General features: G+C 70.2%; 22 protein-coding genes and 1 pseudogene. 10 read left to right on the top strand and 13 right to left on the bottom strand.

Going from position 1 to position 26,767, the window contains the following annotated elements; all coding sequences use genetic code 11:
• Positions 1-62: 62 nt before the first annotated feature.
• A complete protein-coding gene (locus tag ACFZDJ_RS14480; protein ID WP_390931294.1) occupies positions 63-1,091 on the top strand; it encodes an aliphatic sulfonate ABC transporter substrate-binding protein in 1,029 nt (342 codons plus the stop codon).
• A gap of 107 nt (positions 1,092-1,198) precedes the next feature.
• Positions 1,199-2,296, top strand: coding sequence for an NAD(P)-binding domain-containing protein (locus ACFZDJ_RS14475; protein WP_391059075.1), 1,098 nt, complete (start codon positions 1,199-1,201; stop codon positions 2,294-2,296).
• 94 nt (positions 2,297-2,390) lie between these two features.
• Here the strand turns inward: ACFZDJ_RS14475 and mltG are convergent, their stop codons facing one another.
• Together mltG and ACFZDJ_RS14465 are read right to left on the bottom strand one after the other, a co-directional pair.
• Positions 2,391-3,296 carry an endolytic transglycosylase MltG gene (gene mltG / locus ACFZDJ_RS14470; protein WP_391059073.1) on the bottom strand — a complete coding sequence of 302 codons (906 nt, stop codon included), beginning with the start codon at positions 3,294-3,296 and terminating at the stop codon, positions 2,391-2,393.
• Positions 3,297-3,339: 43 nt separating this feature from the next.
• Positions 3,340-5,139 (bottom strand): ABC transporter ATP-binding protein, encoded by a 1,800-nt coding sequence (locus ACFZDJ_RS14465; protein ID WP_384919980.1) that lies wholly within the window; start codon positions 5,137-5,139, stop codon positions 3,340-3,342.
• Positions 5,140-5,254: 115 nt separating this feature from the next.
• On the opposite strand from ACFZDJ_RS14465, the gene ACFZDJ_RS14460 reads away from it, so the two are divergent.
• Entirely contained in the window at positions 5,255-5,710 is a 456-nt protein-coding gene (locus ACFZDJ_RS14460; RefSeq protein WP_101407650.1) for a MarR family winged helix-turn-helix transcriptional regulator, read from the top strand.
• Between the two features lie 128 nt (positions 5,711-5,838).
• On the opposite strand, the gene ACFZDJ_RS14455 is transcribed toward ACFZDJ_RS14460, so the two are convergent.
• The 3 genes and pseudogenes from ACFZDJ_RS14455 to ACFZDJ_RS14445 all read right to left on the bottom strand — a co-directional run bounded on the left by ACFZDJ_RS14455 (position 5,839) and on the right by ACFZDJ_RS14445 (position 10,052).
• Positions 5,839-7,332: a cation:dicarboxylate symporter family transporter gene (locus ACFZDJ_RS14455; RefSeq protein ID WP_391059070.1), complete on the bottom strand. Its 1,494-nt coding sequence runs from the start codon at positions 7,330-7,332 to the stop codon at positions 5,839-5,841.
• Positions 7,333-7,484: 152 nt separating this feature from the next.
• A pseudogene (locus ACFZDJ_RS14450) lies at positions 7,485-9,002 on the bottom strand (peptide-N4-asparagine amidase); the annotation flags it as partial.
• 303 nt (positions 9,003-9,305) lie between these two features.
• Positions 9,306-10,052 (bottom strand): L,D-transpeptidase family protein, encoded by a 747-nt coding sequence (locus ACFZDJ_RS14445; RefSeq protein ID WP_248296486.1) that lies wholly within the window; start codon positions 10,050-10,052, stop codon positions 9,306-9,308.
• 334 nt (positions 10,053-10,386) lie between these two features.
• On the opposite strand from ACFZDJ_RS14445, the gene ACFZDJ_RS14440 reads away from it, so the two are divergent.
• The 4 genes from ACFZDJ_RS14440 to ACFZDJ_RS14425 all read left to right on the top strand — a co-directional run bounded on the left by ACFZDJ_RS14440 (position 10,387) and on the right by ACFZDJ_RS14425 (position 15,065).
• A complete protein-coding gene (locus tag ACFZDJ_RS14440) occupies positions 10,387-12,240 on the top strand; it encodes an ABC transporter transmembrane domain-containing protein (RefSeq protein ID WP_391059067.1) in 1,854 nt (617 codons plus the stop codon).
• Positions 12,237-14,018 (top strand): ABC transporter transmembrane domain-containing protein, encoded by a 1,782-nt coding sequence (locus ACFZDJ_RS14435; RefSeq protein ID WP_391059064.1) that lies wholly within the window; start codon positions 12,237-12,239, stop codon positions 14,016-14,018. Before ACFZDJ_RS14440 ends, ACFZDJ_RS14435 begins: the two co-directional genes overlap by 4 nt.
• A gap of 267 nt (positions 14,019-14,285) precedes the next feature.
• Positions 14,286-14,756 carry a DUF5709 domain-containing protein gene (locus tag ACFZDJ_RS14430; protein WP_099924115.1) on the top strand — a complete coding sequence of 157 codons (471 nt, stop codon included), beginning with the start codon at positions 14,286-14,288 and terminating at the stop codon, positions 14,754-14,756.
• Positions 14,757-14,789: 33 nt separating this feature from the next.
• Positions 14,790-15,065, top strand: coding sequence for a type B 50S ribosomal protein L31 (locus ACFZDJ_RS14425; protein WP_385374715.1), 276 nt, complete (start codon positions 14,790-14,792; stop codon positions 15,063-15,065).
• A 71-nt stretch (positions 15,066-15,136) separates the two neighbouring features.
• Here ACFZDJ_RS14425 and ACFZDJ_RS14420 read toward each other — a convergent pair whose 3' ends face one another.
• Entirely contained in the window at positions 15,137-15,931 is a 795-nt protein-coding gene (locus ACFZDJ_RS14420) for a metal-dependent hydrolase (protein ID WP_384907486.1), read from the bottom strand.
• A 145-nt stretch (positions 15,932-16,076) separates the two neighbouring features.
• Between ACFZDJ_RS14420 and ACFZDJ_RS14415 the strand changes: the two genes are divergently transcribed.
• Together ACFZDJ_RS14415 and ACFZDJ_RS14410 are read left to right on the top strand one after the other, a co-directional pair.
• Positions 16,077-18,590 (top strand): DUF3516 domain-containing protein, encoded by a 2,514-nt coding sequence (locus tag ACFZDJ_RS14415; RefSeq protein ID WP_391059061.1) that lies wholly within the window; start codon positions 16,077-16,079, stop codon positions 18,588-18,590.
• Between the two features lie 19 nt (positions 18,591-18,609).
• On the top strand, positions 18,610-19,476 hold the full coding sequence (locus ACFZDJ_RS14410; RefSeq protein ID WP_168506593.1) for an acyl-CoA thioesterase II: 867 nt from the start codon (positions 18,610-18,612) through the stop codon (positions 19,474-19,476).
• 81 nt (positions 19,477-19,557) lie between these two features.
• Here the strand turns inward: ACFZDJ_RS14410 and ACFZDJ_RS14405 are convergent, their stop codons facing one another.
• Positions 19,558-20,535 (bottom strand): DUF6397 family protein, encoded by a 978-nt coding sequence (locus tag ACFZDJ_RS14405; RefSeq protein WP_391059059.1) that lies wholly within the window; start codon positions 20,533-20,535, stop codon positions 19,558-19,560.
• 128 nt (positions 20,536-20,663) lie between these two features.
• The gene (locus tag ACFZDJ_RS14400; RefSeq protein WP_168489728.1) at positions 20,664-21,077 is read right to left on the bottom strand and encodes a roadblock/LC7 domain-containing protein; all 414 of its coding nucleotides are present in this window, start codon (positions 21,075-21,077) and stop codon (positions 20,664-20,666) included.
• Between the two features lie 93 nt (positions 21,078-21,170).
• On the opposite strand from ACFZDJ_RS14400, the gene ACFZDJ_RS14395 reads away from it, so the two are divergent.
• Positions 21,171-21,599, top strand: a complete 429-nt coding sequence (locus tag ACFZDJ_RS14395; protein WP_168489729.1) for a PPOX class F420-dependent oxidoreductase — start codon at positions 21,171-21,173, stop codon at positions 21,597-21,599.
• 40 nt (positions 21,600-21,639) lie between these two features.
• On the opposite strand, the gene ACFZDJ_RS14390 is transcribed toward ACFZDJ_RS14395, so the two are convergent.
• The 5 genes from ACFZDJ_RS14390 to ACFZDJ_RS14370 all read right to left on the bottom strand — a co-directional run bounded on the left by ACFZDJ_RS14390 (position 21,640) and on the right by ACFZDJ_RS14370 (position 26,642).
• Complete coding sequence (locus ACFZDJ_RS14390) at positions 21,640-22,245, bottom strand: ATP/GTP-binding protein (RefSeq protein WP_095856070.1); 606 nt, start codon at positions 22,243-22,245, stop codon at positions 21,640-21,642.
• A gap of 129 nt (positions 22,246-22,374) precedes the next feature.
• Positions 22,375-22,770, bottom strand: coding sequence for a DUF742 domain-containing protein (locus ACFZDJ_RS14385; RefSeq protein ID WP_101407664.1), 396 nt, complete (start codon positions 22,768-22,770; stop codon positions 22,375-22,377).
• A gap of 19 nt (positions 22,771-22,789) precedes the next feature.
• Positions 22,790-23,227, bottom strand: a complete 438-nt coding sequence (locus ACFZDJ_RS14380; RefSeq protein ID WP_054228912.1) for a roadblock/LC7 domain-containing protein — start codon at positions 23,225-23,227, stop codon at positions 22,790-22,792.
• Positions 23,224-25,806: a nitrate- and nitrite sensing domain-containing protein gene (locus tag ACFZDJ_RS14375; RefSeq protein ID WP_391059057.1), complete on the bottom strand. Its 2,583-nt coding sequence runs from the start codon at positions 25,804-25,806 to the stop codon at positions 23,224-23,226. Before ACFZDJ_RS14375 ends, ACFZDJ_RS14380 begins: the two co-directional genes overlap by 4 nt.
• Positions 25,807-25,868: 62 nt before the next feature.
• On the bottom strand, positions 25,869-26,642 hold the full coding sequence (locus ACFZDJ_RS14370) for an MHYT domain-containing protein (protein ID WP_168506599.1): 774 nt from the start codon (positions 26,640-26,642) through the stop codon (positions 25,869-25,871).
• Between the last annotated feature and the right edge of the window lie 125 nt (positions 26,643-26,767).

Here is a 26,767-nt window from a genome sequence, read left to right as displayed (position 1 = left end):
GTCAGTCGCCCTTCGCCGTCACCTCACAGTCACTTCACCTGAAGCAGTCGAACGGAATCGCCATGCGCCGACACCTCGTCCCCGCCGCCCTGCTCCTCCCCCTGACCCTGCTACTGGCCGCCTGCGGCGGAAACTCGGCCGCCGACACCGCGGGGGCCCGAACCGATGGCAAGGGTTCCCTCACGCTCAACGTCGGTGACCAGAAGGGTGGTTCCGAGGCGGTGCTGCGGGCCGCCGGAGAACTCAAGAACCTCAACTACAAGATCAAGTGGTCGACGTTCACATCCGGGCCGCCCCTCCTGGAGGCCGTCAACGCCAAGGCCGTCGACATCGGCGGCGTCGGCAACACCCCGCCCGTCTTCGCGGCCGGCGCGGGCTCGAAGGTCTCGGTGGTGGCCGCCTGGCACGGCACGTCCAAGGGCGAGGCCATCCTCGTACCGAAGGACTCGTCGCTGCGCAGGCCCGAGGAGCTCAAGGGCAGGTCCATCGCCGTGGCACAGGGTTCGTCCGCGCACTTCCAGCTGATCGCCTCGCTCAAGGAGGCCGGTCTGAAGCTGAGCGATGTGAAGGTCAAGTACCTGCAGCCCGCCGACGCGCTCGCCGCGTTCACCGGCGGCAAGGTGGACGCGTGGGCGGTGTGGGACCCGTACACCTCACAGGTCCTCGACACCAAGCAGGGCCGGATCCTGACCGACGGGGACGGCGTCGTCAACGGGCTCAGCTTCCAGGTGGCGGCACCGAGTGCGCTGAAGGACACCAAGAAGGCCGCGGCCATCAAGGACTATCTGGAGCGGCTGCGGCGCGCCCAGGACTGGGTGTACCGGCATCCGGACGCCTGGGCCAAGGTGTGGGCGAAGGACACCGGACTGCCGTACCAGGTGGCGCTCGCCTCGGTGAAGCGCACCAACGCCAGCCGGATCGCGGTCGCCGTCGACAAGCCGCTCATCGCGTCGGAGCAGCGGATCGCGGACACCTTCACCGAGTTGAAGCTGATCCCGGGCAAGGTCGACTTCGCCGCCTTCGTGGACACCCGATTCAACGGCGAGCTGCCACCCTCCACCACCACGCCCCGCGTCTACAAGGACTCCTGACCGCCGTCCGTCCGTACCGGTTCCCGCCCGACAGAGGTCGCGCGTCGGGTGGCTCACAGGCGTCGCCGTTCGGGAAGATCCCGCACCCCGGTCGAGTTAGTGGAAGCGTGAACAACACCGGGGTGCAGGCGCACGAAGTCCGCGAGGTCGATGTCGTCGTCATAGGCGCTGGACAGGCAGGACTGTCCAGCGCCTATCACCTGCGGCGGGGCGGTTTCGAGCCGGAGCGGGACTTCGTGGTGCTGGATCACGCACCGCGTCCGGGCGGCGCCTGGCAGTTCCGATGGCCGTCGCTGACGTACGGCAAAGTGCACGGGATGCACTCCCTGCCCGGTATGGAGCTGGAGGGCGCGGACCCGGCGCGGCCGTCCTCCGAGGTGATCGCGGAGTACTTCGACACCTACGAGCGCACCTTCGACCTGCGGGTACGGCGGCCGGTGGACGTGCGGGCCGTGCGGGAGGGTGCCGGCGGGCGGCTGCTGGTCGAGTCCTCCGCCGGTACGTGGTCGACGCGGGCGCTGATCAATGCCACGGGCACCTGGGACCGGCCGTTCTGGCCGCGCTATCCGGGCCAGGAGACCTTCCGTGGGCGGCAGTTGCACACGGCGCAGTACCCGGGACCCGAGGAGTTCGCCGGGCAGCGGGTGGTCGTCGTGGGCGGCGGCGCGTCCGGCACCCAGCATCTGATGGAGATCGCCCCGTACGCGGCCGCGACGACCTGGGTGACGCGGCGGGCGCCCGTCTTCCGTGAGGGACCCTTCACCGAGGACGTGGGGCGGGCGGCCGTCGCACTCGTGGAGGAACGGGTCCGACAGGGGCTGCCTCCCAAGAGTGTCGTGTCGGTGACGGGGCTGCCGCTGAACGACGCGATCCGGCAGGCTCTGGCCGACGGCGTGCTGGACCGGCAGCCGATGTTCGACCGGATCACCCCGGGTGGCGTCGAATGGGCCGACGGCCGTCACGTCGACGCGGACGTCATCCTGTGGGCGACCGGTTTTCGTGCCGCCCTCGACCATCTGACGCCGCTGCGGCTGCGGGAGCCGGGCGGCGGCATCCGCGTCGAGGGAACGCGCGCGCTCGCCGATCCCCGGATCCATCTGGTCGGGTACGGGCCTTCCGCCAGCACCATCGGCGCCAACCGGGCCGGGCGCGCGGCGGTACGGGACATCAGGCGACTGCTGGCGGGAGTGACCGTCGGCGCCTGATGCCCCGCCCCGTGGCCGGCTCGGAGACCTCGTGGGCTGGGTCGACCGGGCACCGGGCACCGGGCACCAGGCACCAGGCATCGGACACCGGGCTTCAGCGCGGGGTCGAGGCGGATGGCGAGCCAGGGACCGAGGTCGAAATCGCGTTCGAGTTCGAGGGGGAGGGGGAGGCACTCCTGCGGAGCCGGTTGAATTCGGCGACGTTCCTCTGCTGTTCCTCGTAGCTGGCCGTGAACCGGGTGTCGCCCGGCTTGACCGTGACGAAGTACAGCCAGCCGCCCGGGGTGGGATTGATCGCGGCACGCATCGCGGCTTCGCCGGGGTTGGCGATCGGTGTGGGCGGCAGCCCCATGCGCTGGTACGAGTTGTAGGGGCTCTCGAGCTTCGTGTCGTTCGTGGTCGTGGTCGGCGTGAAGCGGTTCAGCGCATAGTTGAGGGTCGAGTCCATCTGCAGCGGCATGCCGCGCTCCAGGCGGTTGAAGATGACCCGGGCCACCTTGCCCATGTCGGCCTTGGTGACGGCCTCGGCCTGGATGATGCTCGCGATGGTGACCGCCTGATAGATGTTCATCGCATTGCGCTGGGCGCCCGCGGTGACGGGACTGCCGCTGAACTTCTTGTTCGCGGTGTTGACCATGAGCGCCAGCAGGGACTCGGGGGTCGCCGTCTTGTCGAGGGGGTACGTCGCCGGGTAGAGGTAGCCCTCGGGGTTGCCCTCCGCGTCGTTGGGCAACTTGAGGTCGGCCTTGGCCAGGGACTTCTTGGTGGATCCCAGGGGCAGCGCGAGGGCCATGTCGACAGCCTCGTAAACCTGGCCGGTGCGCCAGCCCTCCCGGATGACGAGGGACGTGGGCCGCGTCTCCTCGTCGTCCTCCTTGGTCAGGGTGAGCAGCGGCACCGCCACGGCGGTGGCCACCACGACGGCTCCGGTCGCGATGAGGGCGACCCGGCCCCGGCGCGTCAGTCGAATCGTGCTCCGTGGCGGAGTGTTCATCTGCATGCGGGCACGGTAACCCGCTAAAGCCCATAAACCCGGCATATCGTCATCTTGTCGACTCCAGTTGGGCGTCCCGATGGACGAGCGCCGCATAGCGCCCCTCCCGCTCCAACAGCTCCTCATGCGTGCCGCGTTCGACCGCGCGGCCGGAGTCCAGGACGACGATCTGGTCGGCGCCACGGATGGTGGAGAGCCGGTGCGCGATGGTGAGCGTGGTCCGGTTGGCCGACAGGGCGTCGATGGCCTCCTGCACGGCGTACTCCGTGCGGGTGTCCAGGGCGCTGGTCGCCTCGTCGAGGATGAGGACCGGCGGGTCCCGCAGGATCGTGCGGGCGATGGCGAGGCGTTGCTTCTCCCCGCCGGAGAACCGGTGGCCGCGCTCGCCCACGACCGTGTCGTAGCCGTCGGGCAGTGACGCGATGTGGTCGTGGATCTGGGCCGCCCTGGCCGCCGCCTGCAGCTCCTCGTCGGTGGCGTCGGGCCTGGCGAAGCGCAGGTTGTCCGCGACCGAGGCGTGGAAGAGGTACGTCTCCTGGGAGACGACGCCGATCCCGCGGGCGAGCGTGTCGAAGTCGAGGTCCCGTACGTCGACGCCATCCAGCGTGACGCGGCCGCCCGTGACGTCGTACAGCCGTGGGACCAGATAGCTGAGCGTGGACTTGCCGGAGCCGGTCGGGCCGACGACGGCGAGACTGCCGCCCGCGGGAACCGTGATGTCGATGCCCTCGAGGATCGGGCCGCTCTTGTCGTCGTAGCGGAACTCGACGTCCTCGAAGCGGATCTCGCCCTTGACCTGGTCGAGGTGGACCGGGTGCTCCGGCTCGGTGATGTCGATGGGCAGGTCGAGGTACTCGAAGATGCGCTGGAAGAGCGCGAGCGAGGTCTGGATCTGGACTCCGGTGGACAGCAGGCTGACCGTCGGCCGGAACAGACCCTGCTGGAGCGAGACGAAGGCGACGAGCGTGCCGATCGACACGGACGGGCCGCCGAACTGGAGGGCCATGCCCGCGGCCCAGTAGATGACGGCCGGCATGGCGGCCATGACGATGCCGATGACGGACATGCGCCAGCGTCCCGCCATGTTCGACTTCACCTCGAGGTCGACCAGGCTGTCGGACTCGGCCTCGAACGCCTTGGTGAGCGAATCGCCGCGGCCCATGGTGCGGCCGAGCAGGATGCCGCTGACGGAGAGCGACTCGGTCACAGTGGCGGCCATCGCGGCCATCTGCTTCTGACGCTGGGTCGCTATCTTCTTGCGTTCGTTGCCGACGCGTCGGCTGATCCACACGAAGACCGGCAGCAGGAGCAGCGAGACCACGGTGAGCCGCCAGTCCAGGGCGACCATCGCGACGATCGTGGCGACCACGCTGGTGAGGTTGGAGACCAGCGAGGTGGCCGTGGAGGTCACGGTCGCCTGCATGCCGCCGATGTCGTTGGCGATGCGGGACTGGACCTCGCCGGTGCGGGTCCGCGTGAAGAAGGCGAGCGACATGCGCTGCAGCCGGCCGTAGACGGCGGTGCGCAGGTCGTGCATGACACGCTGGCCGACGGTCGTGGAGATCAGGGTCTGCAGGACGCCGAAGATGCTGGTGACGACCGCGCTGAGGATCATGCCGAGCGCGAGCAGGCTCAGCAGACCGGTGCGGCCCTGGGGGATCGCGACGTCCAGGGTCTCCTTCAGCAGGAAGGGGGTCGCGACGGTGACCAGGGACGAGGCGCCGACCAGCAGGCCGACGATCGCGAGGCGGCCGCGGTAGGGCCGGAACAGCTTCAGGATGCGGCGCACCTGCCGTGGCTGTTCGCCCTCGGCGGGTGACGGGGTCCAGGTGGATTGGTCGGGACGCATGGGCTCCTACGGGAGGTGAGACGACGGCTACGCAGGGCAGGCAAACGATGACTGGCGGAGCCTAGCTCATTGTTACCTATACTCACAATGAACCGCATCCTGATATTGTTCCCGCATGACCACCCCCGATGCCGACGGCCTGCTCGCCGAGCAGTTGCTGCGGCTGACCCGACGTGTGCACCGCATCCAGAAGCGGCACCTGGAGCAGCGCGAGCTGGGCATCACCCCGGCCCAGTCCCGGCTGCTGCGCACGCTCGCGCACTACAGCTCACCCCCGCGCATGGCCGATCTCGCCGAGCGCCTGGAGGTGGTCCCCCGGGCCGTGACCACGCTGGTCGACGGCCTGGAGGCGAGCGGGAAGGTGCGCCGGGTCCCCGATCCCACCAATCGGCGGGTGATCCGGATCGAGGTCACGGACGAGGGGCGCGAGGCACTGCGGGAGCTGCGCGGCGCACGCCGGTCGGCCGCGGAGGAGATCCTGGCGCCGTTGACGGACGAGCAGCGCGAAATACTCGGGGGGCTGCTGGACACGCTGGTGGACGGCATGCCCAGGCTTGAGCAGCGCTGCTGAGGGGTTGTCATTGGCGCGCTCGTGGCGCGGCGGACGAAGCGACGGGCCGCGGCCCCCACTCCGTACGACTGGAGTGGGTGCGCGCGACCCGTTCCGGGGATCCGGGGCGGTGACCCGTCCCGGGTCGGTCAACCGACCTCGGGGGCAGGTTCCTTGGCCGAATGGGCGGGGACTTCCGGCTCGACCGAGTGGGTGGGGACTTCCACCTTGGTCGAACGGGCGGGGACTTCCACCTTGGCCGACTGGGCGGGGACGTCCGCCCTGTTCGACTCGGACCCCGGTTCTTCCGTCGGCGACTCCGGCGTCCGCGGCGCGTCGTCCTCCTCCACGAACGCGATCTCGCCGTCCAGCATCTTCTTGGCCCGCTCCGTGTCGAGCGCGCCCTCCCAGCGGGACACCGCGAAGACGGCGACGCAGTTGCCGAGCAGGTTCGTGGCGACGCGCATCGAGTCCATGATGCGGTCCACGCCGAGGAGGAGGGCGACGGCTCCGGCGGGGATGACACCGAGCGAGGACGCCGTCGCGGAGAGGGCGAGGAAGGCCGAACCCGGCACACCCGCCATGCCCTTGCTGGTCAGCATGAGGACCAGGACGACGGTGATCTGCTGGCCCAGACTCAGATCCACCCCCACCGCCTGCGCGATGAACAACGTACCGATGGACAGATAGATCGAGGCGCCGTCGAGGTTGAAGGAGTAGCCGGTGGGCAGGACCAGGCCCACGGCGTCGTCGCGGCAGCCCGCCTGGCGCAGCTTCTGCATCATGCGGGGCATGACCGTCTCACTGGAGGCGGTACCGAGCGCGAGCAGCATCTCCTCGCGGGTGTAACGGACGAACTTCCACAGGCTGAGCCCGGTGACCGCCTTCAGGGCGACGGCGAGCAGCGCGAGGAACAACAGCGCGACCGCGTAGCACAGGACGATCAGCTTGCCGTACGTCTTGATGACGCCGAGCCCGTACTCCCCCACCAGGTGGACCATCGCGCCGAACACCGCGAGCGGGGCCAGCTTCATGATGAAGCCGACGATCGCGAAGACGACGTCCTGGACCTGCTCGATGGCGGGCAGCACCTTGGGCACCTTGGTGTTGCCGAGGTGGAGCAGTGCCGCGCCCACCAGGCAGGCGAGGACGAGGACTTGGAGCAGGGAGTTCTCGGCGAAGGCCCCGACCGCGCTCTGCGGCAACGCGTTCAGGATGAATTCGCCGGTCGACGGGAGCGAGCCGCCGCCGGTCTTGCCATCGACGGCCGAGGCGTCGAGCTTGGAGGGGTCGGCGTGCATGCCCGAGCCCGGACCGACGACGTTCGCCGCGATCAGTCCGAGGAGCAGTGCGGCGGTGGACGCGACCTCGAACCAGATCAGGGCCTTGAGCCCGATCCGGCCGAAGGCCTTCAGGTCACCGGCCTTGGTGACGCCGACGACCACCACACAGAACACGAGCGGTGAGATGACCGCCTTGATGAGGCGTACGAATCCGTCGCCGAGCGGCTGGAAGGTCGTGGCCGTGTCCGGCCACAGCCTTCCGACGACGATTCCGAGGACGAGCGCGCAGGCGACCTGCGCGAACAGTGAGGTACGCAGTATGCGTGCGACGCGTCGCGGGGACGGTACAGACGGCGGCACGGGCACTCCTCCGAAGGGACTTCTGGTATGCGGAAACTTCCTTCCGCAGCGATCACTATTGAGGAGTTGCCGGTGCCGCCGGATACCTCTGTGTCACGTCCATGTAAATCCTGGAACAGACCTGCCGTTCCCCACCCGGGGCCCCAGCAGGCTCAGCAGTCGCTGTGGTCCCGCGTCAGCATTCCCTGCACGGTGACCAGAACGCGGTCGTAGCAGCCGTCCGAGCCGTACAGCCGGTAGCGCTCGCTCGTCGTGCCGACCGCATGCCGTTGGTCGCGGGGCACGTTCGCGGTATACGTCGCGTCTCCCGCGTACGTGTCGTCGAGCCGGGACCACGTGATGCGCCGGCCGCCGCGCGTCTCGTCGACCGCGGCCCGGTCGCCGAGCGTCAGGACGGTCCGCAACCGGTCGTCCGCGGCGAGCGTCGTGGTGCCGTCCATGGTGTACGTGCGGTGGGTGCGCGTCACGCCGACCGGTCCCCGCCCGTCGACGGTGACCGTCTCGTCGTCGGTCCAGGTGGCCTTGAGCGCATCCGTGTTCTCTCCGTCGGTCCATCGGTGCGCGGAGGTGCTGGCGAGCGTGCGGCGCACGGTGGTCCACACCCGGCCGTGCGAGGTGTCGACGTATCCGGCGGTCGTCAGCCGGTGTCCGCCCACGGTGTCGAGCCGCTCTTGCGAACCGGGCGTGTACGTAGAGGAGTTGGTGAGGTCGCCCGCCCTGACCTCGGTGAGCGCGCCACTCAGGTGCGCGCGCTTCGCGTCCTGCCAGACGAGGACGTCGACCGGGGCGCTCCATCCGGTCTGGCCCGCGGGGACGCCCACGACGGAGACGTCGATCCGGTGCGGACGACCGTCGTTGAGGAGACCGGCATAGGGCGTCAGGTCGTATTCGATCGGCTTGATGTCGAAGGCGCGCGGGCCCGGGATCACGTACCAGAGGAAGGGGTTGGACCAGCCGCCGGTCCACACGGTCGGGAACGGCTCGGCGATGCCCGCGAGTTGGCCGTCCACCTTGATCTGCACCTCGCGGTAGGGGCCCTTGTCCGCCTTGCACGAGTACGGGGCGGGGTCGGGCACCGTCAAGTACCAGTACTCCTCGCAGCCGCCGCCGGAGCCGGTCGCGTACACCTCGGCGACGATGCGCTCGCTGTTGCGCGGGGTGGTGAGGGTGCCGTCCTGGAGGGTGAGGACACGGTCGGGAGGCGCGGCGGACTTCACGGCGCCGCCCTCCGCGTAGAAGGTCAGGGTCACCTTCACGTCGAGGACTCCGGTGTACGTGTCGTCGACGACGTTCCCTATGAGCATCTCGACGTCGCCGCCGCTCCGGAACGTGTCGCTGTACCTGGTCACGTCCTTCTCGACGGACCACTGGATGCCGTCGGGCGAGGGCTCCGGGGTGGAGGTGCGGAGGATCTCCACGCCGCCGATGTGGAGATAGCCGAGCCGGTCGAACTGGCGTCCCTTGACCTTGCCGTCGAGCCGCAGGACGACCTTGCTCCAGCGGTCGCCGCAGCCGCTCGGCGGTGTGTACGTGCCCCGGTACGGCGTGAAGTCACGGAACTGCGCCTCGGCCACCGTCACCGCGCAGGACTTGGTGGCGGGTCTCGCCACCGGCGGGGCGGCGGTCAGGGGGTCGTGCCAGTCGGTGCCGAACTCGGCGGGCGTATCGGCGGTAGTCCCGGTGGGCGTCTCGGCGGCGGTCCCGGTGGGCGTCTCGGAGAGCGCGTCGTGGGGCGTATCGGCGGTCTGACCCGCCGGCCGGGCGGGGGTGCCGACGGGCCGGACAGCGTCCGTCGGCGGTGCCGCCGAGGCCGGGCCCGCTCCCAGGAAGGTGCTCGCCGAGAGGATCACTCCAGCGAGCATGGACATGACGATCCGTCTTCTCATGTGCGGTGTTCTACGGGGGAGTCGGCCCGCCCCGCAATGGGCTCTCGGTGACCGCACCACGCGGGGCGGCCCGGTCGGCCACGGCCGCTACACCTTCAGATCGGCCTTGTCCCCCATCACGATGACAGGGTGCTGATGCGGGTCGAGCGTCCGCAGGAGATATTCCATGGCCGACTTGGGCACGCTGACACACGCGGACGTACCGCTGCCGTGGTCCATGTGCAGCCAGATGCTGCCGCCCTTCGTCTGACCCAGGGGGCGGTCCGGGTTGTCCGGCGGGGTACCCACGCGGCGGTTGTAGTTGATGGCGACGACGTAGTCGAAGTCGTGCCAGTGCGACCTGGCCCAGTCACGGGGAGCCTGATAAGCCGCCGAGTGGTCGTACGGGAGCAGTGCGCCCGGGTCGTCGAGCACTCCGCCCGCGTCGGTGAGCGAGAACACCCCGACGGGGCTGCGCTTGTCGCCCTCGTGATGGTCGGTGGTCCAGCCCTTCGTCCCGTTGTGCGCGTGCCAGGAACGCCGCACCTCCCAGGTGGAACCGGACTTCTCGTACAGCACGACCGTGGAGTCGGCGGAGTCCCTGCCCTCGCCGTAGACCGCCACCACCTGGTGGGAGTCGGACGGGATCCGGGCCTGCAGGCGGTTGCCGACCTCCGGTATCCGGGTCAGATCGACGGTGCGTGCGGGGGCTTGTTCGCCCTTGGCACCGGCTCCGCCGTGGTCTTTCACCGCGCCGCTCCCCCCTCCCGAGCCACCGCAGGCCGACAGGAACACAGCGAGGGCACCGCACGCCACAGCGGTGAACCCCGTACGCCTCGCACTGTCTTTTCGCATGCGCCCCATCGTTGCATCACGTATCGGACGAATAACCCCTACCCCCCCGACTTCTCGGTCAGGTGTTGTCTTTCCGGGCGCACTTTCGATGGGCCGGAGGTGGTCCCAGCCTTGTCTCGGTGCCCCTGCCCCGAACTCCTGTCACACGAACTCGCATCCCGGCCCTCTGTCCTGAATCCATGTCCTGGGATGAAAAATCGTTTGCCTCCGGTCGCGCCATGACGCGAACCTTTCACGGTTTGCTGCCGACCCCCCACGGTCGGTCGCCGGAGCTCCACGGCTTCGCCCCGGCCCCATTCCCTGACCCACCCCTTACACGAGCCACTGGGACGTCATGCAGATTCAAGACCTTCCCTATCCCGACCCGGGTGTGCCGGACGCGCGCTCGGGTCCCCGATTCCTGTGGTGGCTCGGCCGGAATCAGCTCGGAGGGCAGTTCAAGGCCCTTGCCTGGGGGCTGCTGCACTTCGTGGCCGTCTCCGGGCTGCCGTTCTGCGTCGGCCTCGCCGTCCAGGCCGTCGTCGACCGCTCCGGCGCCCGACTCGCCCTGACCGGTGGGCTGCTGGTGCTGTGCGGCGCCTGCATCGCGCTGGGCGACACCATGCTGCACCGGGCCGCGGTCACCAACTGGATCACCGCCGCCGCGCGCGTCCAGCAACTGCTGGCCCACAAGACCGCCCAGTTGGGCTCCGCCCTGACGCGACGTGTCGCGGCCGGCGAGGTCGTCGCGGTCTCGACCGGCGACGTCGAGAAGATCGGCTGGTTCGTGGAGGCCCTGTCGCGGTTCGCGGCGGCCGCCCTGACCGTCGTGCTGGTCTGTGTCGGCCTGGTCGTCTACCAGCCCGCGCTCGGCGTACTCGTCGCGGTGGGTGTGCCCGTCCTGGCGCTCGCCGTACTGCCGTTGCTGCCCCGTGCCACCCGGCGCGCGGACTTCCAGCGAGAGAAGGCCGGCCGCGCCACCGAGTTGGCCTCTGACACCGTCGCGGGCCTGCGCGTGCTGCGCGGCATCGGCGGCGAGCAACTGTTCCTCGACCGCTACCGCCGCGCCTCCCAGGAGGTCCGCCACGCGGCCGTGCGCAGCGCCCGGATGTGGTCGCTGATCTCGGCCATCCAGGTGCTGTTGCCCGGCCTGCTGATGATCGCCGTCATCTGGCGCGGCGTTCACCTGGCCCGCGACGGCCGGATCACGGTCGGCGAACTCGTCACCGTGTACAGCGCGGTCATGCTGCTCACCTACCCATTGCGACACTTCGAGGAGATCGCGATGGCCTACTCCTTCTCCCGCCCGTCCGCCCAGCGCGCCGCCCGGGTGCTGTCCCTGGAACGGGCCATGGACAGCGGCGGATCGCGCTCGGCCGAGGTGCCGTCCGGCGATCTGTACGACCCCGCGACCGGGCTGCTCGCGCCCGCCGGGCGGCTCACCGCCGTGGTGTGCGGCGACCCGGACGCGGCGGGTGTGCTCGCCGCGCGGCTGGGTGGCCACCCCACGGAGGGGGGCACCTCGGTGCTCCTCGGAGGCGTACCCCTCGACGACTTGCCGCTCGACTCCGCCCGTACGGCCGTCCTCGTCCAGGACAAGGACCCGGTGCTGCTGTCCGGCTCGCTGCGCGACCTGCTCGACGTGCCTTCCTCCGGTCTCGTCAGCGCCGAGGCCGCGCTGACCGCCGCGCAGTGCGGCGACGTCCTGGACGCGCTCACCCAGGGGTCGTTGGACGCCGGGGACCCGATGCAGGCCCGCATCACCGAACGCGGACGCTCCCTCTCCGGCGGCCAGCGCCAGCGCCTGGCCCTGGCCCGGTCGCTGATCACGGACCCCGAAGTGCTGGTCCTCGACGAGCCGACCTCCGCCGTCGACTCGCACACCGAGGCCCGGATCGCCGACGGCGTGCGCGCCCTGCGCACCGGGCGCACGACGGTCGTCCTCACCTCCTCGCCGCTGCTCCTGGACCACGCGGACCGCGTCGTTCTGGTGCACGAGGGCGAGGTCGTGGCGGTCGGCGTACACCGCGAGCTGGTACGCGGTGAGCCGCGGTACCGGGCCGTGGTGACCCGGGAGACCGATGACGAGGCCGCGCGGAGCAGGGTGCGGGAAGAAGACGGGGCCGCGCGCGGCCACGTGCGGAAAGAGGACGAGGCCGACCTGAGCGGCGTTCTGAAGGAACTGGAAGAAATCGAGGAGACCGCATGATCGGCCTGGCGCCACCGGCCTACGACCCGGCGGCCCCGACGACGGCGCACACCCTGCCCGTCGGTGCCCCCGCGACCGTACGCGCCTACGTGACCGAACTCTTCCGGCGGCACCGTCGGGCCTTCCTGCTGCTCATCGCCGCCAACACGGTGGCCGTGGTGGCCTCGATGGCCGGCCCCTATCTGTTGGGCTCGATCGTCGAGCGGGTCTCGGACCACGCGCGGGAGCTCCATCTGGAGCGCACCGCCGCACTGTTCGCCGTGGCACTCGTCGTACAGGCCGTGTTCGTACGCGAGGTGCGGCTGCGCGGGGCCGTGCTCGGCGAGCGGATGCTGGCCGATCTGCGGGAGGACTTCCTCGTACGGTCGGTCGGGCTGCCGCCCGGCGTCCTCGAGCGGGCCGGCACGGGCGACCTGCTGTCCCGCATCACCACGGACATCGACCGGCTCGCCAACGCGATGCGCGAAGCCGTACCGCAGCTCGCCATCGGCGTGGTGTGGGTGGCCCTGCTGCTCGGCGGGCTCGCCGTGACCGCGCCGCCGCTCGCCCCCGCCGTACTGGTAGCCGTGCCCATCCTGCTGATCGGCTGCCGCTGGTACTTCAAGCGCGCACCGTCCGCCTACCGCTCCGAGGCCGCCGGTTACGCCGCCGTCGCCGCCGCGCTCGCCGAGACCGTGGACGCGGGTCGCACCGTCGAGGCGCACCGCCTGGGCGAGCGCCGCATCGAGCTGTCGGAGCGCCGGATCAAGGAGTGGACGGCCTGGGAGCGCTACACGCTCTGGCTGCGCACGGTGCTCTTCCCGGTCATCGGTGTCACGCACGTGGTGATCCTCTGCTCGGTCCTGATGATCGGCGGGGTCTTCGTCCTTCAGGGCTGGATCGGTGTGGGGCAGCTGACGACGGGCGCGCTCATCGCTCAGATGCTCGTCGATCCGGTGGGCCTGATCCTGCGCTGGTACGACGAGCTGCAGGTCGCCCAGGTGTCGCTGGGCCGGCTGGTCGGCGTCCGGGACATCGAGCCGGACGCGGGCGACCCGGAGATGGTCCCGGACGGACGGGACGTGCGCGCGGACGAGGTGCGCTTCGGCTACCGGGCCGGGGTGGACGTGCTGCGCGAGATCTCCCTGGAGGTCTCCCCGGGCACCCGGCTCGCGCTGGTCGGACCGTCCGGCGCGGGCAAGTCCACGCTGGGCCGGCTGCTCGCCGGGATCTACGCACCCCGGGACGGCCGCGTCACGCTCGGCGGTGCCGAACTGTCCCGGATGCCCGCCGAGGCGGTCCGCTCCCACGTGGCCCTGGTCAACCAGGAGCACCACGTCTTCGTGGGCTCCCTGCGCGACAACCTGCTGCTCGCCAGGACGGGAGCGGTCGACGCCGAGCTGTGGGCGGCGCTCGGAGCGGTGGACGCGGACGGCTGGGCGCGGGCCCTGGACGAAGGTCTGGACACCGAGGTCGGCTCGGGCGGGCTCGCGCTCACCCCGGCCCAGGCCCAGCAGATCGCCCTGGCCCGGCTGGTCCTCGCCGATCCGCACACCCTGGTTCTGGACGAAGCGACCTCGCTGCTCGACCCGCGCGCGGCCCGCCACCTCGAACGCTCGCTGGCCCGCGTCCTCGACGGACGCACCGTGATCGCCATCGCCCACCGGCTCCACACCGCCCACGACGCTGACGTCATCGCCGTCGTGGAGAACGGCCGGATCAGTGAGCTGGGCAGTCACGACGAGCTGGTCGCGGCGGGCGGTGCCTACGCGGCGCTGTGGCGGTCCTGGCACGGGTGAGGGTGCCCTGCCGGTGCGGTCCGCGGTCGTGTGCGGCAGCGGTCGCACCGGCGCCCGGGACCTGCCTCCGTGGGCGCGCCCGCACCGCCTCGGACCGTGTGGCGTTGCGCAGTGCCGAACCGGAGTGGAAGGCTGGATAACGGCACCGGCTCGGGGAACGCCCGGGAACCACCCGGTTCGCGAAGGGCGAAGCCTGTGTCGAGTGGCCCGCGCGCCCGCCGTCGAGCGCGGTGGGATCGGGCTCGCCCGCATCACCTGGAGGTACCCGTGAACAGCGTCGACGGATGGGGAGACGACGTCTACCAGCCCGACGGATCCGAGGTACAGGACGACGCGGGGCTGCTCGACTCCGAGGACACCCTGCTCTCCGACGGTGTCGGTGACCCGCTCGACCGGGGCTGGTCCCCGCCGGAGCGGCCGTGGGCGGTGGAGCATTCCGGGGTGACCGCCGCGGAGCGCCGACAGGGCGAGACTCTGGACCAGCGCCTCGCGGAGGAGATGCCCGACGTGGCCGAGCCGGACGGGGACGGCATCGGCGACTGCCAGGGCACCGACGGCGAACCCTGGGACAACGAAGTGGGCGCCAGCCGCTCCGGTCGTCTCGTCGCCCCCAATGAAGGAGCGCACGAGGACGACGAGAGCGGGCTGATCGCCACCGACGTCGGCATCGACGGCGCCGCGGCATCGGCCGAGGAGGCCGCGATGCACATCGTCGACGAGGACACCGCGTCCGGCTGACCGGCCCCCGCCCCTCTCCCCCAAGGAGCACCCATGCAGCAGGACAAACACCCCGACTACCGCGCCGTCGTCTTCCGCGACCGCGCCGCCGGGTACGCCTTCCTCACCCGGTCCACCGCGACGAGCGACCAGACCATCGAGTGGGACGACGGCGAGACCTACCCGGTCGTCGACGTCGAGATCTCCTCGGAGAGCCACCCCTTCTACACGGGCAAGGCCCGGACCGTGGACTCGGAGGGCCGGATCGCACAGTTCGAGAGGCGGTACGGCGGTGCGGGGCAGGGAGCGGGCAAGGACGGGACGGCGTGAGGGGTTGTCCCCCGCGCTCGGGCGCGAGGAGCCGGCGCTCCTCCTCGGGCGTGCGGGGCTGACACTCTCGCTCAGATGACGTTGAGCGCCGCCGCGCAGCCCACTCCGCCGAGCAGCATGAAGACCGGCATGAGCACCTTGAGCTCGACCCAGCTGCCGGCCCGGAAGCGCATGACCTTGGGCGGGCCGATGGGGTACCAGCGCTTGCGGCCGAGCGGGATGGGCCACAGGATCGGGCAGCCGGACACCGTCAGCGCGTCCCCGATGTCGTGTACCAGGGCTCCCAGGACGATCGGCAGTCCGAGCCACAGGTACTGCTGGCCCGGTGCGGTGAACAGCCAGTCCGAGCCGTTGCCCGGCTTGTCCAGGACTCCGGCGAGGATCCAGGCGCTGGTCGCCGCCAGCAGCCAGACCAGGACGTCGCTGCTGGAGCCGCGGGCGGCCCGCCACAGCAGGCCCTCGATCGCGAGCACCATGTGCACGAAGAGGATGGCCAGGACCGCCCAGCGGCCGCCTGTGATCGCAAGGACCGCGGTGCCCGCGCCGATCATCACCGCCCACAGCCAGGTGTGCGTCAGCGTGCGATGGCCGCCGTTGCGCCGTGGGTCGCCCGGCTTGCGGGTCGACTTGTAGACGGCGTAGGAGAGCTTGTCGACGATCTCGCACAGGGTCCGTGAGACGGGCCCGAAGGCCCGCGAGATCGTCGCCGCCTTGTGGTCCAGGTCGGGGGCGAGCGCGGCACCCGCGCAGATCAGGGCGCCGACGAGGAGGACAGGCCAGGGCATCGTGTGACCGGCGGCGGCTGCCGCCGCTCCGACGCCGAGCCAGGCCGCGGCTCCCGAGAGTGAGTGTGCTGGTCCCATCATGGCCGTTCCCCGCCCCATTCTTCTTTCGCCGCTGTCCAGTTGCCCGCATACGCTGATGCTTCGTCGGCGCCACAGCGTAACGGTCGTGATCTTCGGACGAGCATCCGATTCCCCCATCGAGCGGGTTGACAGGCAAGATGGGGGCGTGACCCTTATCGATCAGCTGCCGCAGACCGCAGATCCCGACGCCCTCTACGAAGCCTTCGAGTCGTGGGCCGGAGAACGCGGTCTCACGCTCTACCCCCATCAGGAGGAGGCGCTGATCGAGGTGGTCTCGGGTGCGAACGTGATCGTCTCGACGCCCACCGGCTCGGGCAAGAGCATGATCGCCGCGGGCGCCCACTTCGCCGCGCTCGCCCGCGACGAGGTCACCTTCTACACGGCGCCGATCAAGGCACTCGTCTCGGAGAAGTTCTTCGAGCTCTGCAAGATGTTCGGCACCGAGAACGTCGGCATGCTGACCGGCGACGCCTCCGTGAACTCCGACGCCCCCATCATCTGCTGTACCGCCGAGGTGCTGGCGTCCATCGCGCTGCGGGACGGCAAGCACGCCGACGTCGGCCAGGTCGTGATGGACGAGTTCCACTTCTACGCGGAGGCTGACCGCGGCTGGGCGTGGCAGATCCCGATCCTGGAACTGCCACAGGCGCAGTTCATCCTGATGTCGGCGACGCTCGGCGACGTCTCGATGTTCGAGAAGGACCTCACCCGGCGCACCGGACGGCCCACGTCGGTGGTCCGCTCGGCGACCCGGCCCGTGCCGCTCTCCTACGAATACGTGCTGACCCCGCTGACGGAGACACTCACCGAGCTGCTCTCGACCAAGCAGGCTCCGGTCTACATCGTCCACTTCACCCAGGCGCAGGCCGTGGAGCGGGCGCAGGCACTGATGAGCATCAACATGTGCACGCGCGAGGAGAAAGACCAGATCGCCGAGCTGATCGGCAACTTCCGCTTCACCACCAAGTTCGGCCGCAACCTCTCCCGGTACGTACGCCATGGCATCGGCGTGCACCACGCGGGCATGCTGCCCAAGTACCGGCGGCTGGTGGAGAAGCTGGCCCAGGCCGGTCTGCTGAAGGTCATCTGCGGCACGGACACCCTCGGCGTCGGTGTCAACGTCCCGATCCGCACCGTGCTGTTCACGGCGCTGACGAAGTACGACGGCAATCGGGTGCGCACGCTCCGTGCCCGTGAGTTCCACCAGATCGCCGGCCGTGCCGGGCGCGCCGGATTCGACACGGCGGGCTTCGTGGTGGCGCAGGCGCCCGAGCACGTCATCGAGAACGAGAAGGCGCTCTCCAAGGCGGGCGACGACCCGAAGAAGCGCCGCAAGGTGGTCCGCAAGAAGGCTCCCGAGGGCTTCGTCGGCTGGACGGACAACACCTTCGAGAAGCTCATCACCTCCGATCCCGAGCCACTCACCTCCCGCTTCCGGGTCACCCACACCATGCTCCTGGCGGTGATCGCCCGGCCCGGGAACGCCTTCGAGGCGATGCGGCATCTGCTGGAGGACAACCACGAGCCGCGCAGGCAGCAGCTGCGGCACATCCGGCGGGCGATCGCGATCTACCGCTCGCTCCTCGACGGCGGCATCGTCGAGAAGCTCGACGAGCCGGACGCCACGGGCCGCATCGTGCGCCTCACCGTGGATCTGCAACAGGACTTCGCGCTCAACCAGCCGCTGTCGACCTTCGCGCTCGCCGCGTTCGAGCTGCTGGACCCCGAGTCCCCCTCCTACGCCCTGGACATGGTGTCCGTAGTGGAGTCCACCCTGGACGACCCGCGGCAGATCCTCGCGGCCCAGCAGAACAAGGCGCGCGGCGAGGCCGTGGCAGCGATGAAGGCGGACGGCGTCGAGTACGAGGAGCGCATGGAGCGACTCCAGGACGTGTCGTACCCCAAGCCGCTGGAGGAGCTGCTCTTCCACGCCTACAACACCTACCGCAAGAGCCACCCGTGGGTCGGTGACCATCCGTTGTCGCCGAAGTCCGTCATCCGTGACATGTACGAACGGGCCATGTCCTTCACGGAGTTCGTCTCCCACTACGAGCTCGCCCGTACTGAGGGCATTGTCCTGCGCTACCTCGCGAGTGCCTACAAGGCGCTTGAACACACCGTCCCGGACGACCTCAAGTCCGAGGACCTGGAGGACCTGATCGCCTGGCTGGGCGAGCTGGTGCGCCAGGTCGACTCGAGCCTCCTCGACGAGTGGGAGCAGCTCGCCAAACCCGAGGAGATGACGGCCGAGGAGGCCCAGGAGAAGGCCGACCAGGTCAAGCCGGTCACGTCGAACGCCCGCGCCTTCCGTGTCCTCGTCCGCAACGCGATGTTCCGCCGTGTCGAACTCGCCGCACTCGACAACGTCGACGAACTCGGCGAGATGGACGGCGAATCCGGCTGGGACGCCGATGCCTGGGGCGAGGCGATGGACAAGTACTGGGACGAGTACGAGGACCTCGGCACGGGCCCCGACGCCCGTGGCCCCAAGCTGCTGTCGATCGTGGAGGAGCCGCAGAACGGTCTGTGGCGCGTCCGTCAGACCTTCGCCGACCCGAACGGTGACCACGACTGGGGCATCAGCGCGGAGGTCGACCTCGTGGCCTCCGACGCGGAGGGTCGCGCGGTCGTCAAGGTCACCGACGTCGGCCAGTTGTGAGCACAGGAGAATCCCACACATGACGAACCCAGCCGAGAGGCTCGTCGACCTGCTCGACCTGGAGCAGATCGAGGTCAACATCTTCCGTGGCCGCAGCCCGGACGAAAAACTGCAGCGGGTCTTCGGCGGCCAGGTGGCGGGCCAGGCCCTGGTGGCGGCCGGGCGCACCGCCGAAGCCGACCGGCCGGTGCACTCACTGCACGCGTACTTCCTGCGCCCGGGCCGGCCGGGCGTGCCGATCGTGTACCAGGTCGAACGGGTCAGGGACGGGCGGTCGTTCACCACCCGTCGCGTCACCGCCGTGCAGCAGGGGCGCACGATCTTCAATCTGACCGCCTCCTTTCACAAGCCTGAGGATGGGAGCTTCGAGCACCAGCTGCCGCCGGCCCGCGAGATACCGCACCCGGAGTCGCTGCCGACGGTCTCGCAGGAGATCACCGAGCATCTGGGCGCGCTTCCCGAGTCGCTGGAGCGCATGGCGCGCCGCCAGCCGTTCGACATCCGGTACGTGGACGGACTGCGCTGGACCCCGGAGGAGATAAAGGACGCGGAGCCGCGCAGCGCGGTGTGGATGCGTGCCGTCGGCCCGCTGGGCGACGACCCGCTGGTGCACACCTGCGCCCTCACCTACGCGAGCGACATGACCCTCCTGGACGCCGTCCGCATCCCGGTGGAGCCGCTGTGGGGTCAGCGCGGCTTCGACATGGCCTCGCTCGACCACGCGATGTGGTTCCACCGGCCGTTCCGCGCGGACGAGTGGTTCCTGTACGACCAGGAGTCGCCGATCGCGACGGGCGGTCGCGGGCTGGCCCGCGGGCGCATCTACGACCTGGAGGGACGCCTGCTCGTCTCGGTCGTCCAGGAGGGGCTTTTCCGGGCGCTGTAAGGATGCGGGAATGGGTCCGGCCCCCCAGGAAGAAGCCGTCCGGGGAGGACTCGTCAGGGCGTCGCGGGCAGGAGCGCCCCGTCAGGGGTTTCTGCGGCGCAGCCACCCGAGGAGCCTCCGTGGCCGCTCGGGCTCCACGCTCGGGGCCCGGTCGTCGAGGGCGGCTTCGCGCGGTCGCGAGGCCGCCGGAGCCGCCGCGGCCGAAGGGGAGACCGGCGTCAGCGGGGCCTTGGGGGTCGGGCGGGGTGCGGGGCGGAGCTCTCGGGCCTCGACAAGTGCCTGGCCCAGGTCGGCACGGAGCCAGCTGATCTCGTCGGGATCCTCGGCCGTCATGATGCGCGAGACGAGGTGCGCGGCGGGAGTGTCCGGCGCGGCGCCGTGGGCGGCCCGCTCGGGCCGGAAGCGGTTCAGATACGCGCGCTCGTACGGGTCCCTGACGATCTCGGCCACCTGAACGGGGTCGAGCAGGGAGGCCACGATCGCGGCCCGCGCCCAGGGGTCCTCGGTCTGCCGCAGCAGGAATCCCATGTGCCGGCCCCGCCAGTTGCGGGGGCGGAGGTCCAGGCCGGCTTCCAGCTGGTCGCGGAGTCCCTCGGGTGTACGGCCCTTCAGCAGCGGGGCGTTCTGCTCGTTCGCCCCGAACTGGCGAAGTTCTTCGCCCAGGTACAGCCAGACCACAGCCCTGTACCGGTTCAGGTAGAACTTCACGGGCACCACCAGACCCAAGCGCGCGAAGCGCGTGAACCTGGCGGACGTCACGCCCATGAGCGCTGCGCCCTCCGTGGTGCCGACGGCCTTGACGCGTTCCCGCAATGCCTCGGGGAAGCCGTCCTCGGAGCGCACCCGCTCGATCTCCGCACGGGTGACGCGGCGTCCGCCTCCCCCCTCGTCGGGAACGGTGCGGATGCATCCGAGATGCAGAGCGAGGTCGAACTCCCCGCGCTTGAGCTCCAGTTCTCGCGCGGCGCGTCCGAGCGACGATGTGGCGGCCCTCGATGCGGTGGACTGCGCGGTGGTGGACTGCGAGGCGGTGGACTGCGTGATGGTGTTGCCGGACATGACGGTTCTCCCCCGTGGAGTGAGGTGCTCGCGCCGTCGGGCGCTTGCTTCGAGAAAAACCGTAGCCGGTTTGGCCGATCTCGCGGCGAGCCTGTGGATAACTCTGACCGCGATGACGTATCCGCAGGTCAGAGGTCTACAGAAGACGGACGTTCCGGTTGGCGGACGTCCACGCCGAGGTGTTCGCCGACACGGTTGACGAGCAGTGTCATCTCGTAGGCGACCTGACCGATGTCGGCTTCCGCGGCGCTGAGAACACACAGACAGCTGCCCGCGCCCGCCGCGGTGACGAAAAGTACCGCGTCGTCGAACTCGATCATCGTCTGGCGCACCTGACCGGCGCCGAAGTACCGACCTGAGCCCTTCGCCAGGCTGTGCAGGCCCGACGAGACCGCCGCGAGGTGCTCGGCGTCCTCACGTCGAAGTCCTGTGCTCGCGCCGGTCACCAGCCCGTCGTTGGACAGCACCAACGCGTGCCGTACGTGTTCGACGCGCTCGGTCAGGTCGTCGAGCAGCCAGCCGAGCCCCGTGTTCTGCGCCATGCTCCATCTCCCCGTGATGCTTTTCCCCCTGGCTGGAGGATCCGACCAGCCAGCCTTCCCCACGGCCGCCCTCCGGGCAAGCAGGATGGGCGCATGGCACAGAAGATGACCGATGAGCAATGGCGGGCCTTCGTCTCCCAGGGCACCCGCACCGGAAAGCTGTCGACCGTCCGCGCCGACGGAAGTCCGCACGTGGCGCCGATCTGGTTTCTGCTGGACGGCGACCACGTGGTCTTCAACACCGCGAAAGAGAGTGTGAAGGGACGGAATCTGGCCCGCGACGGGCGAGTCGCCCTCTGCGTGGACGACGATCAGCCGCCGTTCGACTTCGTGGTGGTGGAGGGTCGTGCCGAGTTGTCGGAGGATCTGGCCGAGCTGCGTCACTGGGCAGCTCGGATCGGCGCACGCTACATGGGTGAGGACCGGGCCGAGGAGCTCGGGAAGCGCAACGGCGTGCCGGGGGAACTCCTCGTCCGTGTGAGGATCGAGAAGGTCGTGGCTTGGGCCTCGATGGCGGCCTAGGTCTCTCCTTCGGAGGTCTCGGCCCGATTTTTCCCCGGCCTCAACCGACGGAGTCGAGCAGCCGGGCGGTGTGCACCCGTCCGGCGTACTCCACGAGCCGGATGAGCACCTCCTTCCCGGAGTCGCGGTCCCTGGCGTCGCAGAGCACCACGGGCGTGCCCCGGTCGAGGTCGAGGGCGCGGGACACGTCCTGGGCGCCGTAGGCGCGGGCGCCCGTGAAGCAGTTGACGGCCACCACGAACGGGATGTGCCGGTGCTCGAAGTAGTCCACCGCGGGAAAGCAGTCCTCGAGCCTGCGGGTGTCCGCGAGGACGACGGCCCCCAGCGCGCCCTGTGACAGCTCGTCCCACAGGAACCAGAACCGGTCCTGGCCCGGTGTGCCGAAGAGGTAGAGGGAGAGGCCGGACCGGATGGTGATGCGTCCGAAGTCCATGGCTACGGTCGTCGTGACCTTCCGGTCCACGCCGTCGGTGTCGTCCACCGACTGACCCGCCTCGCTGAGCAGTTCCTCGGTGCGTAGCGGCCTGATCTCGCTGACCGCGCCCACCAGGGTGGTCTTGCCCACGCCGAACCCGCCGGCGACCAGTATCTTCAACGCCAGGGCCGTCGTTTCGTCGGCCGAGGCGTCGGAGTTCTCGGAGACCATCGATCACTTCTCTCGGGAGTGGCGGCAGCGGTCGGCGCCGGCCGAACGATGCCGGGTATGCGTCGGTGCGTGTGTGCGCGTGCGTGGAGTCGCGTCGTTCACCCGGATATGCAGAGTCGCGTCGTTCATCTAGAGCGCCCTCAGTCCTTCGATCACCTCGCGGAGGATCCGCTCGTCGGGCAGTTGTGCGGGCGGCACCGGGCGGCTGATGGTGACGCAGCCCAGTTCCAGCAGATCGCCGAGCAGCACTCTGACCACGCCCACTGGCAGGTCCGCGCCCGCGGCGAGTTCGGCCACGGATTGCGTCTCCGTGCGGCACAGGTCGATGAGGGCCCGGTGTTCCGGGCCGAGCAGGGAGTCCTCGTCGACTCCGGGTGCGCCCTTGTCGAGGGTGACCAGGGCGATCAGATCGAAGCGCACTCCGGTGGGGCCCGGTTTGGTGCGGCCGCCCGTCATCGCGTAGGGACGGACGAGCGGTCCCGCTTCGCCGTCGTACCACTGGCTGCCCGCGAGGTCCTCGGTCATCTGCGCCGCCCGCCCTCGGTCATCCGGCGGCGGGCGGCTGCGCGGCGACCCGCGGCGGCGTGTAGAGGTGCTCGCCGACGCGCTTGACCAGCCGCGCCATCTCATAGGCCACCAGGCCGATGTCGGCCGTGACCGCGGTGAGGACGGCGAGGCACGAGCCGTCGCCCGCTGCCGCGACGAACAGGAAGCCGTCGTCCATCTCGACCATCGTCTGACGTACGCCCCCGGCACCGAAGTGGCGTCCCGCGCCCTTGGCCAGACTGTGAAAGCCCGAGGCGACCGCGGCCAGGTGTTCGGCGTCCTCGCGCCGGAGGCCGGTGGAGGAACCCACCGCCAGTCCGTCGTTCGACAGCACCACCGCATGCCGCACTTCGGCGACACGCAGCACCAAGTCGTCCAGCAGCCAGTCGAGTTCGCCGGATCGCTGGGCGGCCCTCATGCTCGGGTCCTGGATCATGCGGGGTCTCCTTCACTGCTGTCGCTGCCCGCATCGGGGTCTGGAGTGGCGCGGCGACCGGATGTTCTGCCGCCGCCGCGCGCCCAGCCGTCGCGGTAGGCCGCCATACGGTCCCGTACGAGTTCGGGCGTGCGTGTGTCGTCGTGCTGGTGGGCCGCCACTTGTGTCGGCTCCTCGATTCGCTGTGCGCGCAGTTGGGGCGCGAGGCTCGCCTGCCGTACGCGCCGTGGGAGGTCGTCGGACCCTTCGGAGTCGTCCGGAGGGCGGTGCAGCCGCAAAGTGGTGACTCCAGGTGGTGGGGTTTCGGGCGAGCCGTTCGCAGGGGTTTCGGACGAGACGTTCGCAGGGGCTTCCGGCGAGCCGTGCGCTGGGGGTTCGACAGCGGTCTGCACGAGGGGCACGAGTGCGGGCCGCTCGATGGGCGCCTGGACGGAGTCGTGCTCCGGGGCGGCCGACACACGCGCGTACTCGCGTTCGTCGGGCCTTCCGTTGCCCGCCTTGCGGGGGGAACGTTCCGCCGCGCCTTCGTGCAGCAGCGCGGTCGGCAGCAGGACGACGGCGGTGGTGCCCCCGTAGGGCGAGGTGCGCAGGTGCACCTTGATGCCGTGCCGGGCCGCGAGCCTGCTGACCACGAAGAGACCGAGCCGGTCGCTGTCGAACAGGTCCAGCGCCTCGGACTGTTCGATGCGTCGATTGGCCTCGTCGAGTGTCTCCTTGCCCATGCCGAGCCCTCGGTCCTCGACCTCCACGGCGTATCCGTTGCCGACCGGTTCGCCGGTGATGCGGACGCGGGTGTGCGGCGGGGAGAACTGGGCGGCGTTCTCGACGATTTCCGCCAGGAGGTGGGTGAGGTCAGCCACGGCGGCGCCGCCGACCGCTGCCTCGGGCAACTGTCGTACCTCCACGCGCGCGTAGTCCTCGACTTCGGACACGGCCGCGCGGACCACGTTCGTCAGCGAGACCGGCATCCGCCAGGCCCGGCCGGGTGCGGCGCCGGAAAGGATGATCAGGCTCTCCGCGTGGCGCCGCATCCGAGTGGTGAGGTGGTCGAGCCGGAAGAGATCACTCAGTTCGTTCGGGTCCTCGGACCTGCGTTCCATGCTGTCCAGCAGGCTCAGTTGGCGGTGTACGAGGACCTGGCTGCGCCGGGCGAGATTGACGAAGACCCCCGAGATCCCGCTGGCCAGTTCCGCGCGTTCGACGGCGGCGCGCAGGGCGGCCCGGTGCACGGTGCCCAGGGCCTCCGCGACCTGTCCGGTCTCGTCTTCCGAGGGTGGTCCTGGCGGAGCCTCCGCGCGGACATCGATCTCCTCCCCCGCGCGCAGCTTGCGCATCGCCTCGGGCAGCTTGCGTCGAGCGATCTCGAGGGCGCTGTTGCGCAGGAGCACCAGTTCGACGACGAGGCCGCGTCCGATGCGTACGGAGATCACGAGCGACGCGGCGACGGCGGCGAGACCGAATACGACAGCGGCGCCGGCGGGTGTCAGCAGGCCACGGGTCAAGGGGTCGGCCCGGTCCGCGACACCCCGGCCCGCCTTCGCCTCGATGGCGCGCATGGCGTCCTGCACACGCGCGTGGGCGGTGTTCCAGTCGGCTTCCGACGCGGCGTCGGCGGCGTTTCCGCCGGGCCTTGACGCGAGCACCTTGTCCTCGACGGCGCGTACGTCGGCGTACGCACTCCCCGTCACGAGGTTGCGCCAAGAGGCCTGTTCGGGTCCGCGCAGATCCGCGACGGCGGCGTCGGTCAGGGTGCGGCGGGTGGCGACCGCCCCGGTGAACAGCCGCAGTCGCTCACCGTCCAGGGTGCCGGCGAGTCGGGCACCGGACAGCACGGTGTCCTCCTGGGCCAGCGCCTCGCCGGCCCGGGAGAATTCGAGGAGTACGCGCGCGTCGGAGCCCAGGTCGGCGTCCTGGATGCCGGTGAGGGCGCCCCCGACCGCGAAGGCCGCCGAAATGGTCCTGGTGTACTGCCCGTACGCCTCGTCCCATCCGGTACGGCGCTCCAGTACGGCGGCGCGCAGGGGCCCCAGGCTCTCGGCCCCGTTGACGAAGGCGTCGAGCCGTCCGGCCACTCCGACGGGCAGGTCGGCGCCGTCGGCGACGGTGTTGTGGGCGCCCAGTCGCAGCTTCGCCACCGCGCGGTCGGTGCGTTCCGCCAGCGTCTTGAGATCGCTCTGTGGCTCGGACGACGGGTCGGTCGCATGGCGGACGGCGGCCGCGCGCTCGGCCTGGAGCGCGGCGACGGCGTCGTCGACCGGGGCTCGGACGGTGGAGTCCACACGCTGCAACTGCCGCAGTCGCGCGACGTCCTGGGCGGTACTCACCGTGGCGTACGCCCACAGGGCGAGCAGCGAGACGACCGGCACCATGAGCAGACAGACGATCTTGGCCCGCACCGTACGGGGACGTACGCGCCATCGTCCCGCGCGCGCGGATGCCTCTGGCGGCGTCCCTGTGGCGTCCTCGTCGGGGTCGGTGTACTCGTCGGCGGGCGGTCCCGCGTGGGCGCGGCGACCGCGCTGCGGGGGTGGGGCCGGCGGCTCGGCGCCGGCTGCAGGGGTCCTACGGGGTGTACGCATGGCCTCCTCGCTCGGAGTGGTTCGGGGCGTGTCGTCCGAGCCGTCGTGGCTCGGGCCCGCCACTAACGGGCGACGCTCTCGACCGGCCGCTGGGCCGATGCGGATGCCTCGCGCTCGCGGGCTGTCGGGGACAGCGCGACGAATGCCGAGGTCAGGAAGAGATAGGACCCGAGGCCGACGGCGAGGGGGAAGATGAACTGCATCGCCGTGGCCCCGGGAAGGGCCTCCCCGGAGGGGCTGACACGCACGCTCACCGCCATCATTCCGGTGTAGTGCATGCTGCTCACCGCCCCACCCATGACGAGGGAGGCGACGGCGACCGCGACGGGCGACCTGATGTTGAGTGCCGCCCACAGGGCCGCGGTGGCCGCGACCACGGCGATCACGACGGAGAGCCCGACGAGCACCGGGTCGTAGCGCACGGCGCCGTGCAGCCGCAGCGCCGCCATGCCCAGGTAGTGCATGCTCGCGACGCCGAGTCCGGTGGTGAGTCCGCCGAGGACGAGCGCACGACCCCGGTCGCGGCCGTAGCCGACGGCGAAGACGCCCGCGCCGACGACGACCATCGCGACGAGCAGACTGAGGATGGTCAGCGGCACGTTGTAGCGCATTTCCGTACCGCTCACACTGAAGCCGAGCATCGCCACAAAGTGCATCGTCCAGATGCCGGTGCCGATCGCGGAGGCCGCGGTGAGGAGCCAGTTGCGGCGTGAGCGCCCGGTGGCGCCGAGCGCGCGGACCGTGCAGCGCAGCCCCAGGGCGGCGCCGATAGAGGCCATCGCGTACGACAGCACGGGGGTCAGCCAGCCGAAGGCGGCGTGGTCCAGGTGTCCCATGGCCCAGGGACGCTAGTCCGCGCAGGGGCGCACAAAGGTGGCGCATTTCGAAAGGTGTTGAAATATGACACAGACAGGTACGTGACCGATCGTGTGACGCTCGAACGTGTGCACAGCGTCGTACT

Origin of the sequence: Streptomyces sp. NPDC007896, from assembly GCF_042959425.1 — a bacterium.
Classification (GTDB): domain Bacteria; phylum Actinomycetota; class Actinomycetes; order Streptomycetales; family Streptomycetaceae; genus Streptomyces.
Note: the sequence above shows the minus strand (reverse complement) of the source record. Positions and strands in the feature narration are given on the sequence as shown.